The organism is Salinisphaera sp. LB1 (assembly GCF_003177035.1).
Taxonomy (GTDB): Bacteria; Pseudomonadota; Gammaproteobacteria; order Nevskiales; family Salinisphaeraceae; genus Salinisphaera.
The window spans coordinates 2,889,355-2,911,254 of sequence record NZ_CP029488.1 but is presented as its reverse complement, the minus strand read 5'-3'; the positions used below and the strand labels follow the sequence as shown (position 1 = coordinate 2,911,254).

Below are 21,900 nucleotides of genomic sequence, written 5' to 3'. Positions count from 1 at the left end.
CCGGGCCGAACGCCCGGCTTTTTTTATGTCCGAGGAGAATGCTGCATGCCCGAACGCCCCGCGCGCGATGCCTATGCGTGGTTCTGCGACATACCCACGCGCTGGATGGACAACGACATCTACGGCCACGTCAACAACGTCACGTATTACTCGTATTTCGATACCGCCGCCAATCGTTACCTGATCGAAGCCGGCGGCCTGGATATCCACACCGATCCCGTAGTCGGCTTCGTCGTCTCGTCGAACTGTCGCTACCACGCGCCGATCGCCTTCCCCGACGCGCTGCAGGTGGGGTTGCGTGTCGACCGGCTCGGCCATCGCTCGGCCACCTACGGGCTGGCCATCTTCGCCGCCGGCGCCGAAACCGCCAGCGCTGACGGCGAATTCGTGCATGTATTCGTCGACCGGGCCAGTGGCCGCTCGACCGCCGTGCCCGACAAGCTCGCTCGTGCGCTCGGCAAGCTCTGTCGGTAAGACAGCTCTGCGGGGCCACGCTGTTCATTCGAACCACGGGGCAACACAGACGCTGGTTTCGCACAGCAGCGCAAACCAAACTCGCCCCGCCCCGTGGATCAAACCGTGGACTGACGCCTCGATGATCCTCGCTGGGAAAACTCGCCAGTTACGTAGGTGGATTAGGTGCTTGCACCGTAATCCGGCAGCCGAGCCTCGGAACTCGCCGATTGAGCGTCGGATTACGCGCTGCGCGCTAATCAGACCTACCGCCAAGGCATTTTTTAAATTCGGTACGCGGAATAAGGGTTCGCCCTCAAACGAAAGGAAGCAAAGGAAAGAAAGGACACCCTAGCTTGCGCCCAAGGGAACCGAATACAGACATGACATACCAAAACCTGAGAGGCGGCGGGCCGGTATTCCGCCCCGTTACACGGCGGCGGAGACGCGCAGCTGCGACGGGTGTCCGGCGCACGGCGCCGGTGCGGCAAGCTGTCTGAGGGCGGTCAAAACCTTCGGAGTTTTTGCGGCATCCCGTCGACGCGAGCACCGGAGTGAACCGGCGTAGCCGGCGCCGATGCGGGGGAGTACACCGCCGCGCTGGGATCGCTGGGCGGCGCCGGATTGAATCCTCCGGCCGCCGTCGGCCGTATAGCCACCTGTTAAGCTTGTTCACTCACCGATACAAGGACGCCCATGTCCGCCCTCGCCGTCTTCGGTACCGGTCTGCTGACCGCCGTCGCACTGCTCGTCATCGTCTGGCTCATTCAGTTGTTCACCCGCAACGCCGGCCTGGTGGACGTGGTCTGGTCGGCCACGCTCGGCGTGATCGCGCTGGAATACGCACTGGCCGGCGACGCGCCGGTCGCCGCCCGCCTGCTCATGGCCGTGCTCGCCATCACCTGGTCGTTCCGGCTGGCCGGTTATCTCGCGGCTCGCATGAAAGGGCAGCCGGAGGATTCGCGCTATACCGCGGCACGCGAATCCTGGGGCACCCGGGCCGATCTCTACATGCTCGGGTTTTTCCTGCTGCAGGCCGTGATCGCGGCCGTGTTGTCGATTCCCCTGCTCGTCATCGCCTACATGGACGCTGGCCCGTCGGTTGTCACCGGCGCGCTGGCCGTCATCGTGTGGTTCGTGTCGGTGGTTGGCGAAGGCACGGCCGACGCCCAGCTCAAGGCCTTCAAGAGCAAGCCCGAAAACCGGGGCAAGGTCTGCCGCGAGGGCCTGTGGTACTACTCGCGTCACCCGAATTATTTCTTCGAATCCCTGCACTGGGTGAGCTATGTGGTACTGGCGATCGGCGCCGGCTGGTGGTGGGCGACGTGGATCGGGCCGGTGCTGATGGCGGTCCTGCTGCTCAAGATCTCGGGCATCCCGACGGTCGAGGGCCGGGATGCATCACAAAAGCGTGAAGGCCACGATGAGTACCTGCGCACCACGAACGCGTTCATCCCCTGGCCGCCCAGGCAATAGAATCCACCCGCCAACACGCCAAGCGACAAGGAGCCGAGCGATTGGATAGTCTGCCCATTGAGGCCTGCGAACGCGGGCTCGTCCCGGATTTCATCGCCCGCGCCGGCATGCGCCGCCTGATCGGCCAGCGACTGGCGACACCGGAAGCGAAGAACGCCGACAAGCGCCACGCGGCCATGCGCGCTTTTCTGGAGCGCGCGAACTCGGGGCCGATCGCCCAGCACACCGCCGACGCGAATGCCCAGCACTACGAACTGCCGCCTGCGTTTTTCGAACAGGTGCTGGGCACGCATCTGAAATACAGCGGTTGCCTGTTCGAGCCCGGTATCGACGATCTCGATACGGCCGAACACGCCATGCTGGCGCTGACCGCCGACCGGGCGCGAGTGCGCGATGGTCATCGCATCCTCGATCTCGGCTGTGGCTGGGGCTCGTTCTCGCTCTGGGCGGCGCGGCGTTTTCCCCATGCCAGCGTTCGCGCGGTGTCCAACTCGAACACCCAGCGCGAATGGATCGCGGCGCGCGCCGCCGAGCGCGGGCTCGACAATCTCGTGGTCGAAACCTGCGACATCAATCACTTCGACCCGGGCGAACAGGTGTTCGACCGGATCGTGTCGATCGAGATGTTCGAACACATGCGCAACTACCGCGCGCTGTTCGCCCGCTGTGCGCGCTGGCTGGACGATCACGGCCGCCTGTTCGTGCATGTCTTCGCGCACAAGCATCTGGCCTATCGTTTCACCGACGACTCGGCCAGCGACTGGATGGCGCGTTACTTCTTCACGGGCGGCGTCATGCCGAGCGAGCACCTGTTCGCCCATTTCCAGCAGGACTTGCTGTTGCGCGACAGCTGGTGGTTGTCCGGCGCGCATTATCGCGATACCGCCAATGCCTGGTTGGCCCGCATGGATGCCAACCGCGATTCGATCATGGCCGTGATGCGCGAAACCTATGGCGACGCCGATGCCGAACGCTGGTTCAACCGCTGGCGCATGTTCTTCATGGCCGTGGCGGAATTGTTCGGTTATCGCGGTGGCAACGAATGGGGCGTTGGTCATTATCTGTTCACGCCGCGTCGGGCGCTGGACGACGTGCGTACGTAAGCGATGCGCGGATAACAACCAAGGAGCGCCCCATGCGCCGATCGCTTTATCTGACTTCGAGCGCCTTGCTGGCCGCCACCATGACCTGGGCGATGGCAGCGCCGGCGCTGGCGCAACCCGACGCAAGCAAGGTCAACGACAACGGCCTGACCTGCTTCAACGGCTACGCCTACACCCGCAAGGGCGGCGACTACCGTTACACCGAGCACCATGAAGTCAGACGCAGCCACGGCCGGATCACGACATGGAACGTGACCTATATCGGCATGCACGGTCAGGTCATCGCCAGGAAACACATGGATTTCTCGGCCAACCCGACCGTGCCCACCTATCGCATGGTGATGCCAAAATCCGGCTACGCGGAAGGCATCCGGCACCACAATGGCCGCTGGACGATGTTCAAGCGCGAAACAGCCGATGCAAAGACCCAGACCAAGGCGTTCACCATCGACGAACCGATGGCCGCCGATTCCGGATTCAATCCGCTGGTGAAGCAGCACTTCGACGACCTGAACAGCGGCCAGACGTTCACCTTCAAGTTCGTGGTCGCCGGGCGCCAGTCGGTGCTCGACCTCAAGGCCTACAAGACCGGCAACACCACCTTCGAGGGACGGCCGGCGGTTAACTTCAAGGTCGAGTTGAACATGTTCCTGATCGGCAATTTCGTGCCCTCGCTCAAGCTGACCTACGATCCCAGGACCGAGCGCCTGCTGGAATACCGCGGCATCGGCAATATGCACAACGACCAGGGCAAGGTTTATCCGGTGCGCGTGAGCTACGACAGGCAGATGCCGGCGGTGGCAAAGGCGCACGGCGCGCCGGCCGCGCGTTGCGGGTCGACGGCCGCCAGCGCCTCCTGAGTCGTCAGCCGGGCGCCCAAGAAAAAAAAGCCGCCCGGAGAAACCGGACGGCTTTTTCGTAACACGCGATGGCGGGCCGCGTCAGCCGTAGCGCGCGAACTCCGGCTGGCGTTCCAGCCAGGGTCGCATGCGCGCGAACGCTTCCTCGATCTTGTCCATGGAAGTGGAGTAGGAAATGCGCAGCAGATTGGACGAGCCTTCGCCGAAGGCATCGCCCGGAATCACGCAGACGCCGGTTTCCTCCAGCATGCGCATCGCGAGCTTGCCCGCATCCACACCGGCCGGCAGCGACGGCGCGATATAGAACGCGCCCTGTGGCCAGTAGCCGGTCAGGCCGGGCATGTCGCTCACCAGATCGACCACGCGGTCGCGACGACGCGCGTATTCGGTGACCATTTCCGTAATGCAGGACTGGTCGCCGTAGAGCGCGGCCACACCCGCCCACTGTGCCGGCGTACTCGCCACCGTGGTCGTGAACATGTGATAACGGCGCAGCGTGCGAATGGTGTTCTGGTCGGCCACGATCCAGCCCACGCGCAGCCCGGGCATGGCGTAGGTCTTGGAGAAACTCGAGACCACGGCCACGCCGTCGAGATCGATCGCGCAGGACAGCACACTCGGGTAGTCGATATCGTCGAGAATGAGGTTGTCGTACACCTCGTCCGAGAGGATCTCCACGCCGCGGTAGGCCGCTTCCTGGCACAACCACTCGATGGTCTCGCGCGGATAGACCGTGCCGGTCGGGTTCGACGGCGAATTGAGGATGATGGCGTGCGTGTTCGGCCCGATCATGTCGATGATCCGCTGGGGATCGATCTGATGGCCTTCGCTGGCCTTGGTCGGCACCGTGCGCACCTGGCCGCCGTTCATGCGGATCAGCGGTGCGTACAGCAAAAACGTCGGGTCGGCGATGATGAACTCGCGCCCGGGCGCCGCCATGGCGGTGATCATCAGATAGATGCCTTCCGTCGCCCCCGTGGTGACCAGGAAGTTGTCCTCGTCGAGCGTGCTGCGGTACTTGGCGTTGTAGTACTCCTTCAACGCCGTGAGCAGCTCCGGCAGGCCCGCATCCATGGTGTAACCGGTCTGGCCGTTCTGCAGCGCATGGATATGCGCGTCGATGATGTGCTGCGGGGTCGGAAAGTCCGGCTGGCCGATCGACAAATGCACCACGTCGTCCAGCTCCGCGGCCCGGTTGACCATGCGCCGGATGCCCGAAATCGGGATCGCGTGCATGGCCGGATTCCAGACCATCCGATCGCGGACATAACGCTTGCCGGGTTCCGGCGGCAGAACCTGCTCGCTGGATTCCAGATTCACAGCCATGACAACCTCTTGGTGGCGACTACCAGGGACATTCCCGGGGGATATCGATTCGAGCGTAGGCACCCCCACAGCCCCGGTCAAGCGGTGTTTTCGCCGCGAGCGACAACCCGTGTTGACGCCTACTCCGGGCGCTGGGTACCGTGGCTCGATTATTCACCGAATCCGCGTCGCTCGCGGCGATCACAACATGGCAGACAACCGGGCGGAATCGAGCCGCGGCGCGCGTGATCACGCCGCCCTGCGCATCACGGTATTGAGCGACGCGCCCGACGGCCCGCCCGGCGTCGAGCGCCTGCGCGAACACGCGGACGTGGCCCTCGCGCACGATGAGGCCAGCCTGCGTGCCGCCCTGCCCGGCAGCCGTATTCTGGTGGTCACCGATTTCCGTACCGACGCGCTCGAAGCCGCCTGGGATGCCGCCGACTGCCTGGAATGGATCCACGCCACCAGCGCCGGCGTCGACCAGCTCATGTTCGATGCGCTGGTGGCGTCCGAAATCCCGGTCACCAATGCCCAGGGCATCTTCGATCGCAACATCGCCGAATACGTGCTCACCCAGATTCTGATGTTCGCCAAGGACAGTGCGAACAACCTGCGCTACCAACAGCAGCACCGCTGGGTGCATCGCGATACCGAAACCATCGAGAAAAAACGCGTGCTGGTGGTCGGCGCCGGCTCGATCGGCCACAGCATCGGTCGCCTCTGCCGGGCCGCCGGCATGCAAGTGTCCGGTGTGGCACGGCGCGCGAAGGACGGCAACGAGGTGTTCGACCAGATCCACGCCCAGGACGATCTCGATGCCCTGCTGCCCGATGCCGATTATGTCGTGGTCGCCGCGCCGTTGACCGAATCCACCGAAGGCCTGTTCGATGCGCCGCGCTTCGCCGCGATGGCGCATCATGCGCGTTTCATCAACATCGGCCGGGGCCCGATCGTGGTCACCGAAGACCTGGTCGCCGCACTCGTGGCTGGCGAAATCGCCGGCGCCGCGCTCGACGTATTCGAGACCGAACCCCTGCCCGCCGACCATCCGCTGTGGGATATGGACAACGTCCTCATTTCCGCGCACATGGCGGGTGATTTCATCGGCTGGCGCGACGCGCTGATGGATCAGTTCCTGGACAATCTCGAGCGCTGGCGTGCGGGCGAGTCGCTGTTCAATCAGGTGAGTAAGCGCCATGGTTACGCCCCGGGCCGCAGTTGACGCGCGCCGACGACTGAAAACGATTGAAAACGGGCCGTGCGTCCCCGATCTTCGAGGCACGAAAGAATGCGGCGGGCTGATCGCCGACCCCTGACCAAGCAAAGGACTGCAAATGATCGAATCGTATCTGCTCAAACATGTCGCGGGTTACATCGACGGCCAGTGGGTCGAGGCCGACTCGAAAAAAACCGCCGAGGTGCTCAACCCAGCCAACGGCAAACGTCTTGCCGACGTGCCGTACATGGCTGCCGAAGAAACCAAGCGCGCCATCGCCGCGGCCAAGGACGCCCTGCCGAACGTGCCGGACGTGGCCACGCGCCGCGAATGGCTCGAGGACATGCGCGACGCGCTGATCGCCGAAAAGGAAGAAATCGGCCGCATTCTGTGCCTGGAGCATGGCAAGCCGTGGAAGGAAGCCCAGGGCGAAGTCGAATACGCCGCCAGCTTCTTCGACTACCACGCCGGCATGATGGAAGAGGCCCTGGCGCCGGAAGTCCTGCCCGAAAAAGCCAAGAACTGCACCTGGACGGTCCACAAGCGCTCAATCGGCGTGGCCGGGCTGATCACGCCCTGGAACTTCCCGATCGGCATGATCGCCAAGAAGATCGCCCCGGCGATCGCGGCAGGCTGCCCGACAGTGACCAAGCCGGCCACCGAAACCCCGCTGACCATGATCGCCATGTTCCAGCTTATGCACGAACGGCTCGACCTGCCCCGCGGCATGGTCAACCTGGTGATGGGCAGCTCCAAGGACATCGGCGGCGAACTGATGAGCTCGCCCGACGTGCCCATGATCTCGTTCACCGGCTCCACTGGCGTCGGCCAGTTGCTGATTGAACAGTCCAAGGACTGGGTCAAGAAACTGGGGCTGGAACTCGGCGGCAACGCGCCGTTCATCGTGCTCGACGACGCCGACCTGGAATCGGCGGCCGATCACCTCATCGCCAACAAGTTCCGCGGCGGCGGCCAGACCTGCGTGTGCGCCAACCGCATCTACGTGCAATCGTCGGTCTACGACGAGTTCTCCAAGATGGTCATCGACCGCGTCAAGGCGCTCAAGGTCGGCGACGGCATGGACGAAGACGTGGACGTCGGCCCGCTGATCAACGCCGCCGGCTTCGACAAGGTCAAGGATCACGTCCAAGACGCGCTGGCCAAGGGCGCCAAGCTGGAAGTGGGCAAGAACCCGGACGAACTGGACTCCGACAAGAGCCTGTTCTACTCGCCGACGGTAATCACCCAGGTCACGCACGACATGAAGTGCTGCACCGACGAAACCTTCGGCCCGCTGGTTCCGCTGATCAAATTCGACACCGACGAAGAAGCACTCAAGCTCGGCAACCAGACCGAGTTCGGCCTGGCCTCCTACGTCTTCGGCAAGGACGAAAAGCGCGCCCACAAGATCATCGCCAACCTGCACTTCGGCCACTGCGGCCACAACACCGGCACCGGCCCGGCGGCGCACGCGCCGTTCGGCGGCATGCTGCAGTCGGGCGTCGGCCGTGAAGGCGGTCACGATGGCCTGATGGAGTACGTGGAGCTGCAGACGGTGCCCAGCGCCGACTGATCGCTGCGACGCTCTTCGCGTTCAAGCGTATCGAGAGGCGGCCTTCGGGCCGCCTTTTTTGTGTCTGTTTTCGGGATTGTCTGGTTGGGTTTACTACGCTCGATTGGAAAAAGCGTTGTGATTCCCCGGAGGCTGCGCCTCTAAGGCGTACTGCATCAGCTATTCCGAATGCATCCGGCTTGGGGTTTCGCACTGATGTACGACTCCCTTTCGTTTGCTTGTCCAAACGAAAGTAACCAAAGGAAAAGACACCCGCCTCGGCGCCGGCTGCGCCGGTGCACTCCGATGCTCGCGACGACAGGATGCGGCCAGAACTCGCGTCGCTTTGGCGACGCTCAAACAGGCTGGCCGCACCGGCGCAGTGCGCCGGACACCCGTCGCCGCTGCGCGTCTCCGTCGTCTCAGACGGGAAACAATACAGACACCCACACCCAGACCTCGCGCGCCGTGTCTGTATTCGGGTGCCCTTGGGCGCAGCGCCGAGCAGTGGAGGCCGAAAGCGAAAAAGACGGCCGGATGTTTGAGTCGCACGCAGCGCGGCGAGTTTCCGGCCGTCCGCTTTCGGCCGGAGCCGCGCAGGGCACCGATGCGAAGCATCGGCGCAAGACAGGGTGTCCTTTCCTTTGGTTACTTTCGTTTGGACAAGCAAACGAAAGTGACTCGCGCTGCAGCGCGAAACCAAACTCTCCCCCACCCCGCGACCTGAACCAAAACGCCCCACCGAGCCGCCCCGCCGATAACCAAGCCAGGGCTACAGCACACCAACAGCGCGAACCCGAATCCTAAGCCCGTCATCAAGGCAACATCCGAACCGTCGAAACGCCCACGACTCAGTGTTTCGCCACGCAATTAAACCGCGGGCCCAACCACCCCATTGCAGCCCCAAACACCCAAAGCGTATGTTGCCGACAGACGCTTCATTCAGCGGCCAACCGAGCACGGCCGCCCATCCACCTCGGCAACGGACCAGCCCAGTGAAAGCCTACTTCGACGAAACCCAGAACCAGCACCACCCCAAGAGCTACCTCACCCGCGGCGCCATGCGCTCGCCGCAGGAAGTGCCGGCGCGTATTCCGCCCCTGCTGGCCGCGCTGAAAGGCCTGGACGTCGAGCTCGACACACCGCGCGACCACGGCATGAACCCGATCTCGGCCGTGCACGACATGGGCTATCTGCGCTATCTGGAATCCGCCCACCGCCGCTGGCCGGAAGACTGGGGCGAGGAAGTGATGTCCAACATCTACGTGCGCGAAGGCAATCCGATGAAAGGCATCCTCGCCGAAACCGCCTTCTATATCGCCGACGGCAGCTCGCCCATCGGGCCGAATACCTGGAAAGCCGCCTACACCAGCGCCCAGTGCGCCCTATCCGCCGCCGACGATATCGCCGCCGGCCAGAAAGCCGCCTACGCCGTCTGCCGCCCGCCGGGCCACCACGCCCGCCCGGACGCCGCCGGCGGCTTCTGCTTCCTCAACAACGCCGCCATCGCCGCCAATTACCTGCGCGAAACCTACGACAAGGTCGCCGTGCTCGATCCCGACATGCACCACGGCCAGGGCGTGCAGGAAATCTTCTGGGAACGCGGCGACGTGCTCTACGTCTCCATCCACGGCGATCCCACCAACTTCTATCCCGTCGTCAGCGGCTACGAAGAAGAACGCGGCGCCGGCCGCGGCTACGGCTTCAACCTCAACCTGCCCATGCCGCACGGTTCCAGCGAGAGCTTCTTCTTCGAAAAATTCGACCAAGCCCTCACCGCCATCCGCCTGTTCGAGGCCGACGTCATCGTCGTGGCCCTGGGCTTCGATACCTACTACGAAGACCCGCAGGCCAAGGTGTCCGTCACCTCCGAAGGCTTCCAGAAGATGGGCAAACTACTGGCCGAAACCGGCAAGCCCATCTGCGTGATTCAGGAAGGTGGTTACGACGTCGATCACCTCGAGATCAACGCCACGCACTTCTTCAGCGGTCTGCTGACTGACTCGTTACGTTGAACCAATGCAATGCGTTCGAAGTGGCTCAAACCGAGAATCGGGCGTTTTCGTAGTTGTATGAACGCTCGGGCGACATAGCATGACGAATTGTACACAAGCTACTGATTTTACGCGCCGGCATGTCCTGATATGCGAAGTGCGGGATAAGCGCTATCCCTACTTTCGGCCGTATACTTGGCGTTGGATAAATCTGAAAAAGAGAGAAGTACATGGAACGATACGCAGATATCGATAACGACTCGGGTGTCGTTGGCTATGAAATTGGCGCTGATTTCATTAGAGTGCAATTTTCCGACGGCGCTATCTACCTTTATACCGCGACTAGCACTGGTCTAAGCGATGTTGAAACAATGAAGCAATTAGCTCGGGCCGGAGAAGGCCTTAATTCCTTCATTAAACGCAACGTGGGCAGAAGATACGCGAGGAAAGAGCGTTGATACCCAACAAATCGCTGCAGTTGACCGCCCAAAGCGCTGGCGCGCTTCGGGCGGCAACTGAGCTTCGGCGTTAGGTCAATTACATGAGCTTAATCGCAGTTCTCGGGATAATTGGGTCGGTGGCGTCGATTATTGGCGTAGCCCTGCCTCTGCAGACACGAAACCAGCGACTACTCCACGGAATTTATGGAGCGGCGATCACGGTACTTGCCGGCCTCACTATTTGGTATTGGCAGCAGACCCAACGAGTGCATGACGTTGAGCGTGCCGCGTCCACCCTTGTGGGAAATAGAAGAAGCTATTCCGAAGTAGGTTTTGCTCAAGCGGCGCTGGCGTTTCTTGAAAAGAATAGAGACCTTTACCCAGACACGTACGATCGAGCTAAGAAACTTTGCCAGCTGCACAACTGCCTCGGCGCAACGTATGGTGGCAATGGAAACTCGATTGATAACTCATATAACCAGATTGATGCCGCGTCCGGCTTGGAGGGTATCCTAAGAGGCATAGGTACGCTTGAAGGTGGAACCTAACGAATCGCTGCAGTTGATCGCCACTGCGTGGCGACAACTGAGCTTGGGCCTTATGTCTCTCAGCAAAAGTGACGCCGATGAATGCTGAAGCGCACATAGAGTTTACTTGTCCATGTGGAGCACAAGTTGTACTGGTCTCGCCAGTGCCGCCTCCTAATCTCATGGCAGAGCGCCATTCTGACAGTACACAAGAACAGTGGGATTCGGCCTTCTGCGATGCTTGCACTAAAGACTTCGATGTTTGCGTACGTAACACCTATTTTGATGTTGATGTCGAGATAGAAGGGGCAGTCCAGGTAACCTTCGACGTAGCACAATATCCAGACGACAATGAAATATCAGAAATCATCGCATCGACTGACCAGTGTGATGACTTTGAATTGGAGATGAGGCAAATCGTCCTTCTAGCAGAACTGTCCGCGCCCGATTCTGCCCATCGGACGTTATTTAATCTTCTGCATGTCCAAGCGGTGACGCTAATCGAAACCTACCTATCGTCAGTACTGATTCATGAAGTGATGAACTCGGACGCCAACTTGCGTCGTTTAGTCGAAACCGATCCTGAGCTCTCTAAAATGAAATTCTCGCTGGCTGATATTTTCACTCAATATGACAAGCTACGCTTTACCGTTGCGAAGCACCTAAGTGCGATCATTTACCACAACATTGCGAAGGTAAACAATTTATACGCTAACGTATTGGGCATTGAGTTTGGCGATCATAAATGGCTCTACCAGGCGGTTAGCAAGCGTCACGACTGCGTCCATCGGAACGGCTATACGACGCAAAAGGACAAAATCAACACTAGCAAAGAGGAGGTTTTGGAGCTGGCGAAGTTGGCCGGAGCATTCATCGCAAACATTGACCAACAGGTTTCTTATGCTCGGTATGAGCGAACATAACGAATCGCTGCAGTTGACCGTCCAAAGCGCTGCCGCGCTTCGGCCGGCAACTGAGCTTCGGCGTTCGGTAGACTGCGTGCCAACACATGGACAGATCGGTTATAGAGTTTTTTAAGCCCAGCGCTTACTTGGAGTATGAAATTCTCCGTCCTCTGTCATTTATTCGCAGTAATTGGGAACTCCAAATAGATCCGGAAACAGGTCGTTACCTAGATGAGCCGGATAGTTTTGCGTGGCCTCTAAACCATTTGGTTGACCGATTAGCGACCATAAGCCCGCCCCTCGTGTACCACGACATAGAAGATGTTCTGGCTGAACATGTCCAAAAAAATTCGAATTGGAATATCCGAAAGAAGGGCGGTAGCTGGCTTAGCGAAGCGGGCAGCCGTTTAACGCCTTCCGATTACCTGGCGGCGCTTGAGCAAGGTGGCTTCGCAGCTGACGGTAGAAGGACACTGTTGTTGGCGGCGTCGGGCCGAATCTATACCGCTATGCGTTATGGCCATGAACACTTTGATGACATGGAGCGGGGTCACCGGGTCATTCTTGGTGGAGTGCTTGCCACAATTCTGTATCACTGGGAAATCTACGAAGGCAGCGTTCGGACAAATGAGACCGAACAAGTTGCTGCAGGCGACCGCCTTACAGGCGGCGCCTGAGCATCGGCGTTATGTAGCTAGAGTTTAGGCGAGGGCGTGATGGCAGATACGATTGAGCCGGCCTACGAGGCGTTTTACATCCACGGAATGTTGTTCAACGCTCAGTCGGCTTTTCTTTCGATTGTGCGAAGTTCTCACGCTTTCGAAAATATTCCAAACGATTCGTTCGAGAATGGTGTTGACCGAGATATCACTCGGGGCATCTTAAACGATATGCAGAACATTATTGTTCATGCCGCGGCGCTTTCGCGCTACTTCTGGCCGGTTCGAAGCGGTCACCAAGATCGCGGCGCCCAATTACGTCAAGCTTTGGCAATTGATGAAAGTAATCCGACGTACTCTCGAGATCTCAGAAACTCAATTGAACACTTCGATGAGAGGTTAGATCGTTATTTAAGTAATGGCATTGTTGGTGTCGTGATCCCTGAATATGTAGGACCGAAACCTATCGAAGACGGCGTGCCTGGCCACTTGTTTCGAGCGTTTTTTACAGATACGGGTGAATTCAGACTTCTCAATGAAGATCACAATATGACGCCAATTACGACAGAAATAATTCGAATTAGGGACGCGCTAGTTGAGGCTGATGAGAATGGCAGCCGTCTTCCAAACACGTAACGAAGCTCTGCAGTTGACCGCCCGAAGCGCTGCCGCGCTGCGGGTTCCCTCCGCAGGCCTCGCCTGCTCCGGCGGCAACTAAGCTTCGGCGTTCGGCGAATCACTTGATCTGCAGGAGGTATATCGATGCCGAGGAAAGGTGAGCATGATTATTCCGCTACCGTTGTCTGGACCGGGGATTTGGGCGAAGGTACAAAGAACTATCGCGCCTTCTCGCGCGACCATGAAATAAGATGCGGTGACAAACCGATAATAGGTGGATCGGCGGACCCCGCGTTTCTTGGGAATTCGTCGCGCTATAACCCGGAGGAGCTCTTGCTAGGCTCGCTATCGGCGTGCCATATGCTTTGGTATCTACATCTGTGCGCAGACGCCGGAATTACGGTGTCGAATTACATAGACAACGCCGAAGGTCGAATGGTTGAGACCGAAAACGGCAGTGGTCATTTCGAAAAAGTCACGCTCAAGCCAATCGTTAACATCGGCGGAGGAGACGATAGCGAGCTAGCAAGGTCCCTACATAAAAAAGCACATTCATTCTGCTTTATTGCCAATTCGGTAAATTTTGAGGTTAGGTGTGAGCCCGAGATTCGCTGCGGCTAATTGGTGGCCTAACAGATCGCTGCAGTTGACCGTCCAAAGCGCTGCCGCGCTGTGGGTTCCCTCCGCAGGCTTCGCCTGCTCCGGCGGCAACTGAGCTTCGGCGTTGGACGCTATAAGAAGGTTTAGTTATGTACGAAGGGGATCATTACCAGTTAATGGCACAATACAATCGTTGGATGAACGAAAAGCTCTATGCTGTATGTGCCGAGATACCCGACACTGATCGGAAAAGGGACTTAGGTGCGTTCTTCAAATCCATCCACGGAACCTTGAACCACCTGCTTTACGGTGATAAAGCTTGGTTGGCGAGGTTTAGCGGTCAGCAAATAGACGTAACTATTGGTAAAGAGCTGTTTGCCGATTACGAACAACTAAGAAGCGTCAGAGAGGAAACGGACCAAGAAATACTGACTTGGTCGAAAAGCCTTCAACCTGAATGGCTGAGAGAGCCTTTCGAGTACGTTAGTCAAGTTGATGGAAAAGCAAGAATATTACCCGCTTGGATATTGGTTACTCATTTTTTCAACCATCAGACACATCATAGAGGTCAAATAACCGCGCTAATCAAGCAATTAGGCTTTGAACCGGGTATCACCGATATCCCATGGCTGCCCGAGCTGAACGCGGTAGTTTCGAAACAACCCGGGCCAGACTACGGTTTCGACTGACATCCGGGATGGAGCGCAGTCGGCTTGCGCCGGCTTTCGCTGCCGCCCCACGGCCGTAGGGACGAGACCCAACCGATCGTTTTTTATTATATTATCCAACACGTTGTCATCCATCTCCGGCAGAAATCGTTTTAATGATGAACAAACATTCAGTTGGGTCAAAAAACAGAAATCTCGGCTTTACCTTGATCGAGCTCATGATTGTGCTGGTCATTGCGGCGATCCTCGCTGTAGTCGCCTACAAGTTCTATGTGTCCTATGTTGGCAGCGCCCAAAATTCGCACGCCAAGGCCACAATGCTGGAAACCACGCAACCGATGCCGCCTCATTATGTCGCTCACAGCAAATACCGAGGGCAGCCATCGGTATTGCTGCTTGGCGTTCGCACCCGTAGTTCGAGCACGGTTGCTGACCAATCAGCTTGAGCTTTCGTAACGGCGGCCGCCAGAGCGATAAGCGCATCACTGCCGAGCCCCGTAGCGTATGTCGGACACACGCTGTGCAACGGCGCATTGTCAACCCTCAAGGTCAGACCACAGTTTTCCCGACGACTGCCCGGACGGCGCTTCAACCGTAGGCTGCTTGCTGTTATTGCGTACCGACAGACCACAATAATCGCGAAACCTCCGATAAGGTCGCCGTGCTCGATCCCGACATGCACCACGGCCAGGGCGTGCAGGAAACCTTCCGGGAGCGAGACGATGTGCTCTATGTCTCGATCAACGGCAACCCGACCCACTTCTATTCCGTGGTCAGGGGCTACGAAGAAGAACGCGGCGCCGTCTGCAGCTGCGGCTTCAACCTCAACTTGTCCGTGTCCCACGGTTCAGGCGAGCGCTTCTTCTTCGAAAAATTCGACCAAGCCCTGACCGCCATCCGGCTGTTCGAAGCCGACGCGATCGTCCTCGCCCTCGGCTTCGACACCTACTACGAAGACCCGCAAGCCAAGGTATCGGTGACTTCCGAGGGCTTCCAAAAGATGGGCGCGCTGCTGGCGGCGACCGGCAAACCAATTTATGTGATCCAGGAAGGCGGATACGACGTCGACCATCTGCAGGTCAACGCAACGCGTTTCTTTACCGGGCTGCTGAAGGGCCGATAAACCCGCCGCGTCGTTCGCGCCGGGGCCACCGTCAGGACGCGGCGTTCCAGCCCGCCCCGGCTGTCCGGCCATAACGGCTGAACCGCCCGCATCATCGCGAGCGCCACGCCGCGCTCGCGGATTTCCGGGCGGGCGGGCAACCGCCGGAATCCCGGCTCCAACCCCGGCGGGTACGGTCCGACAGCGGCTTGCGCCGCCATTTCGGCATGGAAGGCAGGTACCACTTACACTCCCATTGGGGGTGTCTTAAACTGACTGTTGTTGTCGTGGCAGCCAGGGCGGGACTGCCGTGAGGCTGATGGAGTCATCAAACCGGGCCCGCCGCCCCAACAAGCCTGGGGAATATCAAGATTCGGAAACCAAAAAAACGATGCGCCGTTCACGCTTTTCCGCTTTCGAGCTCATGCTGCTGCGAACGCATCGCCAGCGGGATACGGCGTCGCTGCTGTTGCTGGCATGGGTGTTCGTCAACAAGCGCATCGCGCTGGAAGAGGACCGACGCTATCTGGAAGGGCTGGCCGGCAGCTACCGGCATGCGGACGACCTCGACACGTTGCTGGCGATCGCCACGAATGGCGACTCCGCCGCCATCCAGCTCGCCGCCGAAGTGTTGCGCGCCGAAGGCCACGATACGCCGTTGCAACCCCTGCTGCGCCAGGCGATCGGCCTCGCCACCAGCGCCGGCGAGCTCAGCCCGCGCAACCATCATATTCTGCGTTTTCTGGCCGACCTGTCGGCGGCCACATCCGCGGTCTTGGCGCAAATCTTCCAGGACGTCACAGGCAGCGCCCTGACATCACCGGGTGACCCCAGCTGCGCGGCATATTGGCAAACCGATGACGCCGAAGCCACCGCGGCGCGGCGGCCGGCCTGGCAGAACTGGCGGCGGCGCCGCCGCCGTCAGGTCGTCCGCGCCCGGCGACGTTGGCGGGCGCACCGCCGGGACCGTGAACAAACCAAGGCGCGCGCCCGTCAGGCACAGGCAGAGGCGCGTCAGGAGCAGGCGCGGCAGCATCAGGCCCACCAGGAACAGGCCCGGCGCGAGGAGCACTCGCATCAACGGCAGGAGGAGCAGCACCGCCAGCAACAGCGCGACAAAGCCAGCGCGGCCGCCCGGCCCAACCACCGCATCCGCCTGGCCCTGAAAGTCCTTGAGCTGGACGAGACGGCCTCGCCGCCGGAGATCAAGCGCGCCTATCGCCGCCTGGCGCAACGCCACCATCCGGACCGCTTCCACGGCCAGGGCGAGCTGCGCATGGCGATCGCCTCGCGGCGCTTTGTGCGCATCAAGGATGCCTACGAATATCTGATGAGGCCGGTCTGACCCCACTATGCGCGATCTCTACCGTCGTCTGGGCATTCCGGCAAACGCGACCCGACGGGCCATCGCCCGCAGCACTGCGCGCTGCGACAACCGCGCGCTCCAGACCGACGCCCGGCGCGTCCTTGACGATCCGGCACGACGCCGGCAATACGACGACCTTCACCGCCTGCTCGGCGAACTCGGCCGCCTGCGGGCCAACCTCGGAATGACCCACACCCCGCACTGGCAGGGCGACGTGGCTAACGATTTCTCGGTGCCCGCGGAGCGCGCGCCCGCGCGACTGAAACGGCTCGACGCCAAGCTGGCTGCCCTCCTGCGCCGGCATCAACGGCGCCGGCAACGAACACTCGCCAGGGCGCTCGCCATCGCCCTGGCTCTGGCCGCCGCCTACGCCGCCGGCCGGCTGCTCGGCTGAGGGAAACGGCCGCAGGCATTGCCTGCTCCGGCGGCAACTGAGCTTCGGCGTTGAGCAAACAGAAGCTACGAGGGAATAGAGTAATGCCGAAAACTGGATTGATCGGAGATTTCGACGAATCGGTTCCAGCGCATCGCGCAATACCAATCGCTTTGGACCTCATCTCCCGGCATCGGCCTGAACCCGTTGAAGTCGAGTGGGTTCCCCACCGATACGATTAACTCCGGTAGTGTCCTGGCGCCGTTCGAAGGGCTATGGTGTGTTCCCGCGAGTCCATATCGGCGCATGGACGGTGCAATGCGTGCCAGTCGCTTTGCAAGGGAACACAAGCGCGCATTTCTTGGCACCTGGTGGCGGGTTTCAACATGGAGTTCTCGAATACGCTCGTAACGTGCTGGGTTGGAATGACGCTGAGCACGTCGAGACGGCGCCGGACTCAAGTTTTCCGGTCATCGCGCCGCTCCATTGTGCGCGGGTCGAAACCACTGATACTGTGTATTTCGTTGAAGGTACGCGTCTTCATCGAGCGTACAACGCAGATCAAAGTAACCAAGGCTATCGTTGTAGCTATGGGTTGAATCCAGACTTCAGAGCGACGCTTGCTAGCGGCCCACTCCGTGTGAGCGCGATCGATTCAGACGACGAGGTACCCGGATTGGAATTGGATAATCACCCGTTCTTCGTTATGACGCTTTTTCAACCAGAACGTGCCGCCTTAAAAGGGAAAGTTCCGCCAATTGCCGCCTCTTTCGTATCGGCCGCCGAGGCTGCCGCATCATATCGCCCAACCGGGCGCTAAAGTTGACCGCCCAAAGCGCTGACGCACGTCAGGCGCTGTCCGCAGCCTGCGGCTATCAGGCGGCGACTGAGCTTGGGCTCTGGGTGTCAAACAGAAATTGGTGTTTACATGAATGACGAAGATCCTGAAATTGCACGGCAGGCGATAGTTGATGCTGTCGAAAATCAGATTGAATCCAATGACCCGCCTGAGACGGCCCAAACTTTGGAGCGGTTGAAAAAAGAGGGTTATCCTCGTGAAGAGGCTTTGAAGTTGATCGGCTCCGTTCTCGCAGCCGAAATGTTTTCTATCATGAAGGAAGGCCGTGAATACAACCACGACGAATATATTAAAGCTTTAGAGGCGTTGCCGAAGCTGCCGTGGGACTAGCAGATCGCTTGGTGCGACCCAACGGGTCGCCGCGTTGACCGCCCAAAGCGTTGCCGTGCTTCGGGCGACAACTGCGCTTTGGCGTTAACTCTAAAGAGAAAACCCGATGAGTCGCACCGCAATTAATTTCGCCGAGAAGCTATCCCTGTTTCAAGAACAGTGGACGCCAAAAGTAATCGCCGAGATGAACGATTATCAGTTCAAGATCGTAAAAATCGAAGGCGACTTCGTTTGGCATGAACACGAGGATACGGATGAGACGTTCATTGTCTTAGAAGGCGACCTTCGAATCGACTTCCGAGACGGTCCCGTGCACGTATCTCGGGGCGAAATGTATGTTGTCCCGAAAGGAGTCGAACACAAGCCATATGCGGAGAAAGAGGCCAAAATTCTTCTTATCGAGCCGCGAGGTGTCCTGAACACGGGTGATGACGTCGGTGAGCGAACGGCCGAGAACGATGTCTGGATCTAGGCTAGCTCACAGATCGCTGCAGTGGACCGGCCAGAGCGGCGGCACGCGTCGGGCTTCCTCCGTGACCGGCGGCCGGTGCGGCGACAACCGAGCTTTGGCGTAATGCCCATGTCCAGCACACACCAGGTTCGAAGGTTCTACGAAGTGTTGTGGGATGCGCATGATAAATCTGCGATCCCCTCCGTGCTTCATGAGTCATTTACGTTCCGTGGCTCGCTTGGCCAGGAAAAGAAAGGCCACGATGGCTTCGCGCAATACGTCGACGGGGTCCACGAAGCGCTGGGCGATTATCGCTGCATCATTCAACAACTTGTTTCCGAAGACAACAAGGTCTTCGCGAAAATGCTGTTTACCGGCATACATAAAGGCGATTTCATGGGCTTTTCGCCGACCGGCAAGCGAGTTGAATGGCACGGCTGTGCGCTGTTTACATTCACTGGCCCTCTAATCAGTGATGTTTGGGTTCTCGGCGACCTCAAGAATCTGGAACTGAAATTGGAGCGGAATGCAATATAACGGCGCTCTGTCGCGAACTGCCTAAAGCGAAAGCGCTGCCGCACTTTGCGTTTCCTCCACGAGCCAGGTGCCCTGCTCCGCCAGGACTGATCTTCGGCGCCATGCAAAGCGTTCGCCTTGACGTACGTACCCGAAGGCATACAGTCGATGCAAGCCGAACACGCAAGAAGTGTTTCATGACCAGAATCACGGCAACTGAAACGCGTAGCAACCCTTATCTGTCGATAGATGAAACTGTCGAGTCCCACGAACCGATCGTCATCCTGGGCAAGCGCAACAGTGCCGTTTTGGTATCAGAAGATGACGGGTCGGCCATTCAGGAAACGCTTTACCTGCTCTCCGTGCCCGGTATGCGCGAGTCTATTCGTGAGGGGATGAATACCCCCGTGGATGAATGCGATACGGAGCTCGACTAGTGACATGGCAGCTCGTTTACACCAAGCAAGCACAGAAGGACGCAAGGAAACCTGCCTCAGCGGCCTCAGGCCAAACGCCCACGAACTATTTGCCCTGACCGCAGAAGCCCCCTACCGTAAGCCGCCTCCGTTCGAAAAGCTCATTGGCGATCTCGCTGGGGCCTATTCACACAGCATCAACATTCAGCATCGCCTGGTATGCCAAGTGCTCGAAGACGAGCGAGTGGTCAAAGCGCTCCGGCTCTGGAGCCACCACGAGTAAATCCATGGCCCGCCACGGTTGCCGGGTGATTTTTACACCGTGTCACGTTCGGCGAAACGGAGTTTGTCTCGATGAGTACGTTTGAGCCCTACGTAAAACGGCCGGTTAGATTCATTCGGCAGCTCGACGCTTATGATTGGCGTTTGAAGGTCTATGGGCTTTCGGCCGTATCGAATCACGTATCTGATGGGCTCGTCGATACGGCGATCCGAGCCATTCCCGGCTATCTTCCAAGCCCGGCTGTAAACCGACATCGCTATGGGGTCGGTTTTTTAATTATCCACCGTGGTACCTTGCGTAATTGGTTTCTCTTGGACTGGTGGGAGCACGGGGACATTCTTTTTCACAAGTTGTTTTCTTCGCCATTGGATGAGCCGAAATCAATCTCTGCTGAGCAAGAAATGCCAGCTGTAGCTTGTGTTCACGAACTCCGCGTCATTAATTTTGAGAGCAAGGCCTGGATCAAGGCGCTTCTTCGAGAAAACCCGGAGCCGAGTTTAGCCGAGTATATGAGTTACCGATTTGATAATGACGCTGCAACCTAGCGAATCCCGGCAGCTCCCCCCAAGCGCTGTCGCGCTTCGAGCCTCCTCCGCAGCTTCGGCTGGTGGGGCGACAACAGCGCTCCGGCGTTAAGCAAAACGCTTCATTTACTGCGGCGCCTTGGATGAACAACATTCCGTATCGTCACGTCGATGTCTTTGCACCTCGGCCGCTATCCGGCAACGGCCTGGCAGTCTTTCCCCAAGCCGGCGGGCTGAGCGCTGTGCTCATGCTTCGTCTTACTCAGGAGCTTCGCCAATTCGAGTCGATCTTCCTAACGCCCACAGCCGAGCAGGACGTATTTAACGCACGCGTGTTTACCGTCGACGAAGAGCTTCCGTTCGCTGGCCACCCCATTCTCGGCGCTGGCGCTGTTTTGCATGAAGCGCAAGCGCCCAATCATGACGCGGCAGCCTTCTTTCTTATCTTGCCCGCGGGGCGGGTCCGTATCGACTCCAGGCGCACAGGACAAGGGGCTTATCGCGTTGCGATGGAGCAAGGCCACCCTACTTTCGACCGAACACTAAGCGCGGGCGAAGAAGTTCCGATTCTTGATGCCCTGACTTTGGAGCCAAAGCATCGTGACCCCGATCTGCCGCTGGAAGTAGTATCGACTGGACTCGCTTACCTCATTGTGCCTGTGACGCCGGAGGGGCTTGCCCGCGCTCAGATCCGTTCGGCGGACTTCGAAAATTTACTCGCTGAAATCGGGGCGAAATTTGTCTATGTCTTCGACGCAGAGAAGCGCGAAGGTCGGACCTGGGACAACGCAGGCACAGTAGAGGATATCGCCACCGGTAGCGCAGCGGGCCCAGCTGGCGCGTACTTGATTCGGCACGGCGCCGCCGAGGCTGGGGACGTGCTCTTACTGCAGCAAGGACGATTCTTGGATCGTCCCAGCGAAATGCGGGTTGAAGTGACGCACTCGTTGAGTTCACCTTCGCCGGTGATTGTGGCCGGCGACGTGCAAATGGTCGGGACAGGGGTGATCGACGCAACCTTCAGCGACATGGATGCATAACGATCCGCTACCACACTGATTACTGACGAACTTCCACAATCCGCTATCGACCGACGGCATAGCCAACACGAGAAATAGGCCGGCCGGACGAAGCGGAGGCGGGCCGCTGGCTCGCGGTCATCTTTGTCGAAACACCCGTCTGCTTGCCGACGCTACCGGCTCGCGGTGCTGCTCGTCTTGCGAGCTGAACGGACGGGAAAGCCCGCTGGCTCATAACGCCGATCACCAGCCTCCTTTGGCCACTTCGCGGCGTGTCGGCGG

At 59.4% G+C, this 21,900-nt stretch carries 24 protein-coding genes and 3 pseudogenes; 26 read left to right on the top strand and 1 reads right to left on the bottom strand.

The genetic code is table 11. The annotated features are described in order from the left end of the window. The first annotated feature begins 45 nt into the window (after window positions 1-45). From SALB1_RS13060 to SALB1_RS13045, 4 genes are all read left to right on the top strand, one after another. Window positions 46-474 (top strand): thioesterase family protein, encoded by a 429-nt coding sequence (locus SALB1_RS13060; RefSeq protein WP_109994262.1) that lies wholly within the window; start codon window positions 46-48, stop codon window positions 472-474. 675 nt (window positions 475-1,149) lie between these two features. Then, window positions 1,150-1,929, top strand: a complete 780-nt coding sequence (locus tag SALB1_RS13055) for a DUF1295 domain-containing protein (protein WP_109994261.1) — start codon at window positions 1,150-1,152, stop codon at window positions 1,927-1,929. Between the two features lie 41 nt (window positions 1,930-1,970). Then, window positions 1,971-3,032, top strand: coding sequence for a cyclopropane-fatty-acyl-phospholipid synthase family protein (locus SALB1_RS13050; RefSeq protein WP_199678800.1), 1,062 nt, complete (start codon window positions 1,971-1,973; stop codon window positions 3,030-3,032). A 32-nt stretch (window positions 3,033-3,064) separates the two neighbouring features. Continuing rightward, complete coding sequence (locus SALB1_RS13045) at window positions 3,065-3,892, top strand: hypothetical protein (RefSeq protein ID WP_109994260.1); 828 nt, start codon at window positions 3,065-3,067, stop codon at window positions 3,890-3,892. 81 nt (window positions 3,893-3,973) lie between these two features. Here SALB1_RS13045 and SALB1_RS13040 read toward each other — a convergent pair whose 3' ends face one another. Beyond that, complete coding sequence (locus tag SALB1_RS13040) at window positions 3,974-5,218, bottom strand: pyridoxal phosphate-dependent aminotransferase (RefSeq protein ID WP_109994259.1); 1,245 nt, start codon at window positions 5,216-5,218, stop codon at window positions 3,974-3,976. A gap of 187 nt (window positions 5,219-5,405) precedes the next feature. Here SALB1_RS13040 and SALB1_RS13035 point away from each other — a divergent pair, with 187 nt between their 5' ends. From SALB1_RS13035 to SALB1_RS12950, 22 genes and pseudogenes are all read left to right on the top strand, one after another. Continuing rightward, window positions 5,406-6,422, top strand: a complete 1,017-nt coding sequence (locus SALB1_RS13035) for a D-2-hydroxyacid dehydrogenase (protein WP_109994258.1) — start codon at window positions 5,406-5,408, stop codon at window positions 6,420-6,422. A 112-nt stretch (window positions 6,423-6,534) separates the two neighbouring features. Then, window positions 6,535-7,989, top strand: a complete 1,455-nt coding sequence (locus SALB1_RS13030) for an NAD-dependent succinate-semialdehyde dehydrogenase (protein WP_109994257.1) — start codon at window positions 6,535-6,537, stop codon at window positions 7,987-7,989. A 974-nt stretch (window positions 7,990-8,963) separates the two neighbouring features. Beyond that, a complete protein-coding gene (locus SALB1_RS13025) occupies window positions 8,964-9,983 on the top strand; it encodes a histone deacetylase family protein (RefSeq protein ID WP_109994256.1) in 1,020 nt (339 codons plus the stop codon). A 209-nt stretch (window positions 9,984-10,192) separates the two neighbouring features. Further along, a complete protein-coding gene (locus tag SALB1_RS13020) occupies window positions 10,193-10,420 on the top strand; it encodes a hypothetical protein (RefSeq protein ID WP_109994255.1) in 228 nt (75 codons plus the stop codon). An 83-nt stretch (window positions 10,421-10,503) separates the two neighbouring features. Continuing rightward, window positions 10,504-10,950 carry a hypothetical protein gene (locus tag SALB1_RS18815; protein ID WP_145961326.1) on the top strand — a complete coding sequence of 149 codons (447 nt, stop codon included), beginning with the start codon at window positions 10,504-10,506 and terminating at the stop codon, window positions 10,948-10,950. A 77-nt stretch (window positions 10,951-11,027) separates the two neighbouring features. Next, complete coding sequence (locus SALB1_RS13015; protein WP_109994254.1) at window positions 11,028-11,852, top strand: hypothetical protein; 825 nt, start codon at window positions 11,028-11,030, stop codon at window positions 11,850-11,852. A gap of 86 nt (window positions 11,853-11,938) precedes the next feature. Then, on the top strand, window positions 11,939-12,511 hold the full coding sequence (locus SALB1_RS18810) for a hypothetical protein (protein WP_145961325.1): 573 nt from the start codon (window positions 11,939-11,941) through the stop codon (window positions 12,509-12,511). 39 nt (window positions 12,512-12,550) lie between these two features. After that, the gene (locus tag SALB1_RS18805) at window positions 12,551-13,129 is read left to right on the top strand and encodes a hypothetical protein (protein ID WP_145961324.1); all 579 of its coding nucleotides are present in this window, start codon (window positions 12,551-12,553) and stop codon (window positions 13,127-13,129) included. 126 nt (window positions 13,130-13,255) lie between these two features. Further along, entirely contained in the window at window positions 13,256-13,732 is a 477-nt protein-coding gene (locus tag SALB1_RS19975) for an OsmC family protein (protein WP_109994253.1), read from the top strand. Between the two features lie 128 nt (window positions 13,733-13,860). Next, window positions 13,861-14,400 (top strand): DinB family protein, encoded by a 540-nt coding sequence (locus SALB1_RS13005; protein WP_109994252.1) that lies wholly within the window; start codon window positions 13,861-13,863, stop codon window positions 14,398-14,400. Window positions 14,401-14,537: 137 nt separating this feature from the next. Next, entirely contained in the window at window positions 14,538-14,825 is a 288-nt protein-coding gene (locus tag SALB1_RS13000) for a type IV pilin protein (RefSeq protein ID WP_109995430.1), read from the top strand. A gap of 206 nt (window positions 14,826-15,031) precedes the next feature. Next, window positions 15,032-15,502: pseudogene (locus SALB1_RS12995) on the top strand (histone deacetylase family protein); the annotation flags it as partial. A 298-nt stretch (window positions 15,503-15,800) separates the two neighbouring features. Further along, window positions 15,801-16,826 carry a J domain-containing protein gene (locus SALB1_RS12990; RefSeq protein ID WP_255414563.1) on the top strand — a complete coding sequence of 342 codons (1,026 nt, stop codon included), beginning with the start codon at window positions 15,801-15,803 and terminating at the stop codon, window positions 16,824-16,826. A 7-nt stretch (window positions 16,827-16,833) separates the two neighbouring features. Next, window positions 16,834-17,241 carry a hypothetical protein gene (locus SALB1_RS12985; RefSeq protein WP_109994251.1) on the top strand — a complete coding sequence of 136 codons (408 nt, stop codon included), beginning with the start codon at window positions 16,834-16,836 and terminating at the stop codon, window positions 17,239-17,241. 83 nt (window positions 17,242-17,324) lie between these two features. Further along, a pseudogene (locus SALB1_RS19970) lies at window positions 17,325-18,040 on the top strand (hypothetical protein). Between the two features lie 108 nt (window positions 18,041-18,148). Further along, window positions 18,149-18,409 carry a hypothetical protein gene (locus tag SALB1_RS12975; protein WP_109994250.1) on the top strand — a complete coding sequence of 87 codons (261 nt, stop codon included), beginning with the start codon at window positions 18,149-18,151 and terminating at the stop codon, window positions 18,407-18,409. A 106-nt stretch (window positions 18,410-18,515) separates the two neighbouring features. After that, window positions 18,516-18,881, top strand: a complete 366-nt coding sequence (locus SALB1_RS12970) for a cupin domain-containing protein (protein ID WP_109994249.1) — start codon at window positions 18,516-18,518, stop codon at window positions 18,879-18,881. Between the two features lie 108 nt (window positions 18,882-18,989). Beyond that, a complete protein-coding gene (locus SALB1_RS12965; RefSeq protein ID WP_109995427.1) occupies window positions 18,990-19,397 on the top strand; it encodes an ester cyclase in 408 nt (135 codons plus the stop codon). A 176-nt stretch (window positions 19,398-19,573) separates the two neighbouring features. Beyond that, window positions 19,574-19,813, top strand: a complete 240-nt coding sequence (locus SALB1_RS12960) for a type II toxin-antitoxin system Phd/YefM family antitoxin (protein WP_109994248.1) — start codon at window positions 19,574-19,576, stop codon at window positions 19,811-19,813. After that, window positions 19,813-20,075, top strand: a pseudogene (locus SALB1_RS19965) (Txe/YoeB family addiction module toxin). Before SALB1_RS12960 ends, SALB1_RS19965 begins: the two are co-directional and overlap by 1 nt. Window positions 20,076-20,146: 71 nt before the next feature. Then, window positions 20,147-20,620 carry a hypothetical protein gene (locus SALB1_RS18800; protein ID WP_145961323.1) on the top strand — a complete coding sequence of 158 codons (474 nt, stop codon included), beginning with the start codon at window positions 20,147-20,149 and terminating at the stop codon, window positions 20,618-20,620. 122 nt (window positions 20,621-20,742) lie between these two features. Next, window positions 20,743-21,639, top strand: a complete 897-nt coding sequence (locus SALB1_RS12950; RefSeq protein WP_109994247.1) for a PhzF family phenazine biosynthesis protein — start codon at window positions 20,743-20,745, stop codon at window positions 21,637-21,639. Window positions 21,640-21,900 lie beyond the last annotated feature (261 nt).

Bases quoted from the DNA above. Each gene is read 5' to 3' on its own strand.
- SALB1_RS13060 (WP_109994262.1), top strand. From the start codon at position 46: ATGCCCGAACGCCCCGCGCGCGATGCCTATGCGTGGTTCTGCGACATA.
- SALB1_RS13055 (WP_109994261.1), top strand. From the start codon at position 1,150: ATGTCCGCCCTCGCCGTCTTCGGTACCGGTCTGCTGACCGCCGTCGCA.
- SALB1_RS13045 (WP_109994260.1), top strand. From the start codon at position 3,065: ATGCGCCGATCGCTTTATCTGACTTCGAGCGCCTTGCTGGCCGCCACC.
- SALB1_RS13040 (WP_109994259.1), bottom strand. From the start codon at position 5,218: ATGGCTGTGAATCTGGAATCCAGCGAGCAGGTTCTGCCGCCGGAACCC.
- SALB1_RS13035 (WP_109994258.1), top strand. From the start codon at position 5,406: ATGGCAGACAACCGGGCGGAATCGAGCCGCGGCGCGCGTGATCACGCC.
- SALB1_RS13030 (WP_109994257.1), top strand. From the start codon at position 6,535: ATGATCGAATCGTATCTGCTCAAACATGTCGCGGGTTACATCGACGGC.
- SALB1_RS13020 (WP_109994255.1), top strand. From the start codon at position 10,193: ATGGAACGATACGCAGATATCGATAACGACTCGGGTGTCGTTGGCTAT.
- SALB1_RS18815 (WP_145961326.1), top strand. From the start codon at position 10,504: ATGAGCTTAATCGCAGTTCTCGGGATAATTGGGTCGGTGGCGTCGATT.
- SALB1_RS13015 (WP_109994254.1), top strand. From the start codon at position 11,028: ATGAATGCTGAAGCGCACATAGAGTTTACTTGTCCATGTGGAGCACAA.
- SALB1_RS18810 (WP_145961325.1), top strand. From the start codon at position 11,939: ATGGACAGATCGGTTATAGAGTTTTTTAAGCCCAGCGCTTACTTGGAG.
- SALB1_RS18805 (WP_145961324.1), top strand. From the start codon at position 12,551: ATGGCAGATACGATTGAGCCGGCCTACGAGGCGTTTTACATCCACGGA.
- SALB1_RS19975 (WP_109994253.1), top strand. From the start codon at position 13,256: ATGCCGAGGAAAGGTGAGCATGATTATTCCGCTACCGTTGTCTGGACC.
- SALB1_RS13005 (WP_109994252.1), top strand. From the start codon at position 13,861: ATGTACGAAGGGGATCATTACCAGTTAATGGCACAATACAATCGTTGG.
- SALB1_RS13000 (WP_109995430.1), top strand. From the start codon at position 14,538: ATGAACAAACATTCAGTTGGGTCAAAAAACAGAAATCTCGGCTTTACC.
- SALB1_RS12990 (WP_255414563.1), top strand. From the start codon at position 15,801: ATGGAGTCATCAAACCGGGCCCGCCGCCCCAACAAGCCTGGGGAATAT.
- SALB1_RS12985 (WP_109994251.1), top strand. From the start codon at position 16,834: ATGCGCGATCTCTACCGTCGTCTGGGCATTCCGGCAAACGCGACCCGA.
- SALB1_RS12975 (WP_109994250.1), top strand. From the start codon at position 18,149: ATGAATGACGAAGATCCTGAAATTGCACGGCAGGCGATAGTTGATGCT.
- SALB1_RS12970 (WP_109994249.1), top strand. From the start codon at position 18,516: ATGAGTCGCACCGCAATTAATTTCGCCGAGAAGCTATCCCTGTTTCAA.
- SALB1_RS12965 (WP_109995427.1), top strand. From the start codon at position 18,990: ATGTCCAGCACACACCAGGTTCGAAGGTTCTACGAAGTGTTGTGGGAT.
- SALB1_RS12960 (WP_109994248.1), top strand. From the start codon at position 19,574: ATGACCAGAATCACGGCAACTGAAACGCGTAGCAACCCTTATCTGTCG.
- SALB1_RS18800 (WP_145961323.1), top strand. From the start codon at position 20,147: ATGAGTACGTTTGAGCCCTACGTAAAACGGCCGGTTAGATTCATTCGG.
- SALB1_RS12950 (WP_109994247.1), top strand. From the start codon at position 20,743: ATGAACAACATTCCGTATCGTCACGTCGATGTCTTTGCACCTCGGCCG.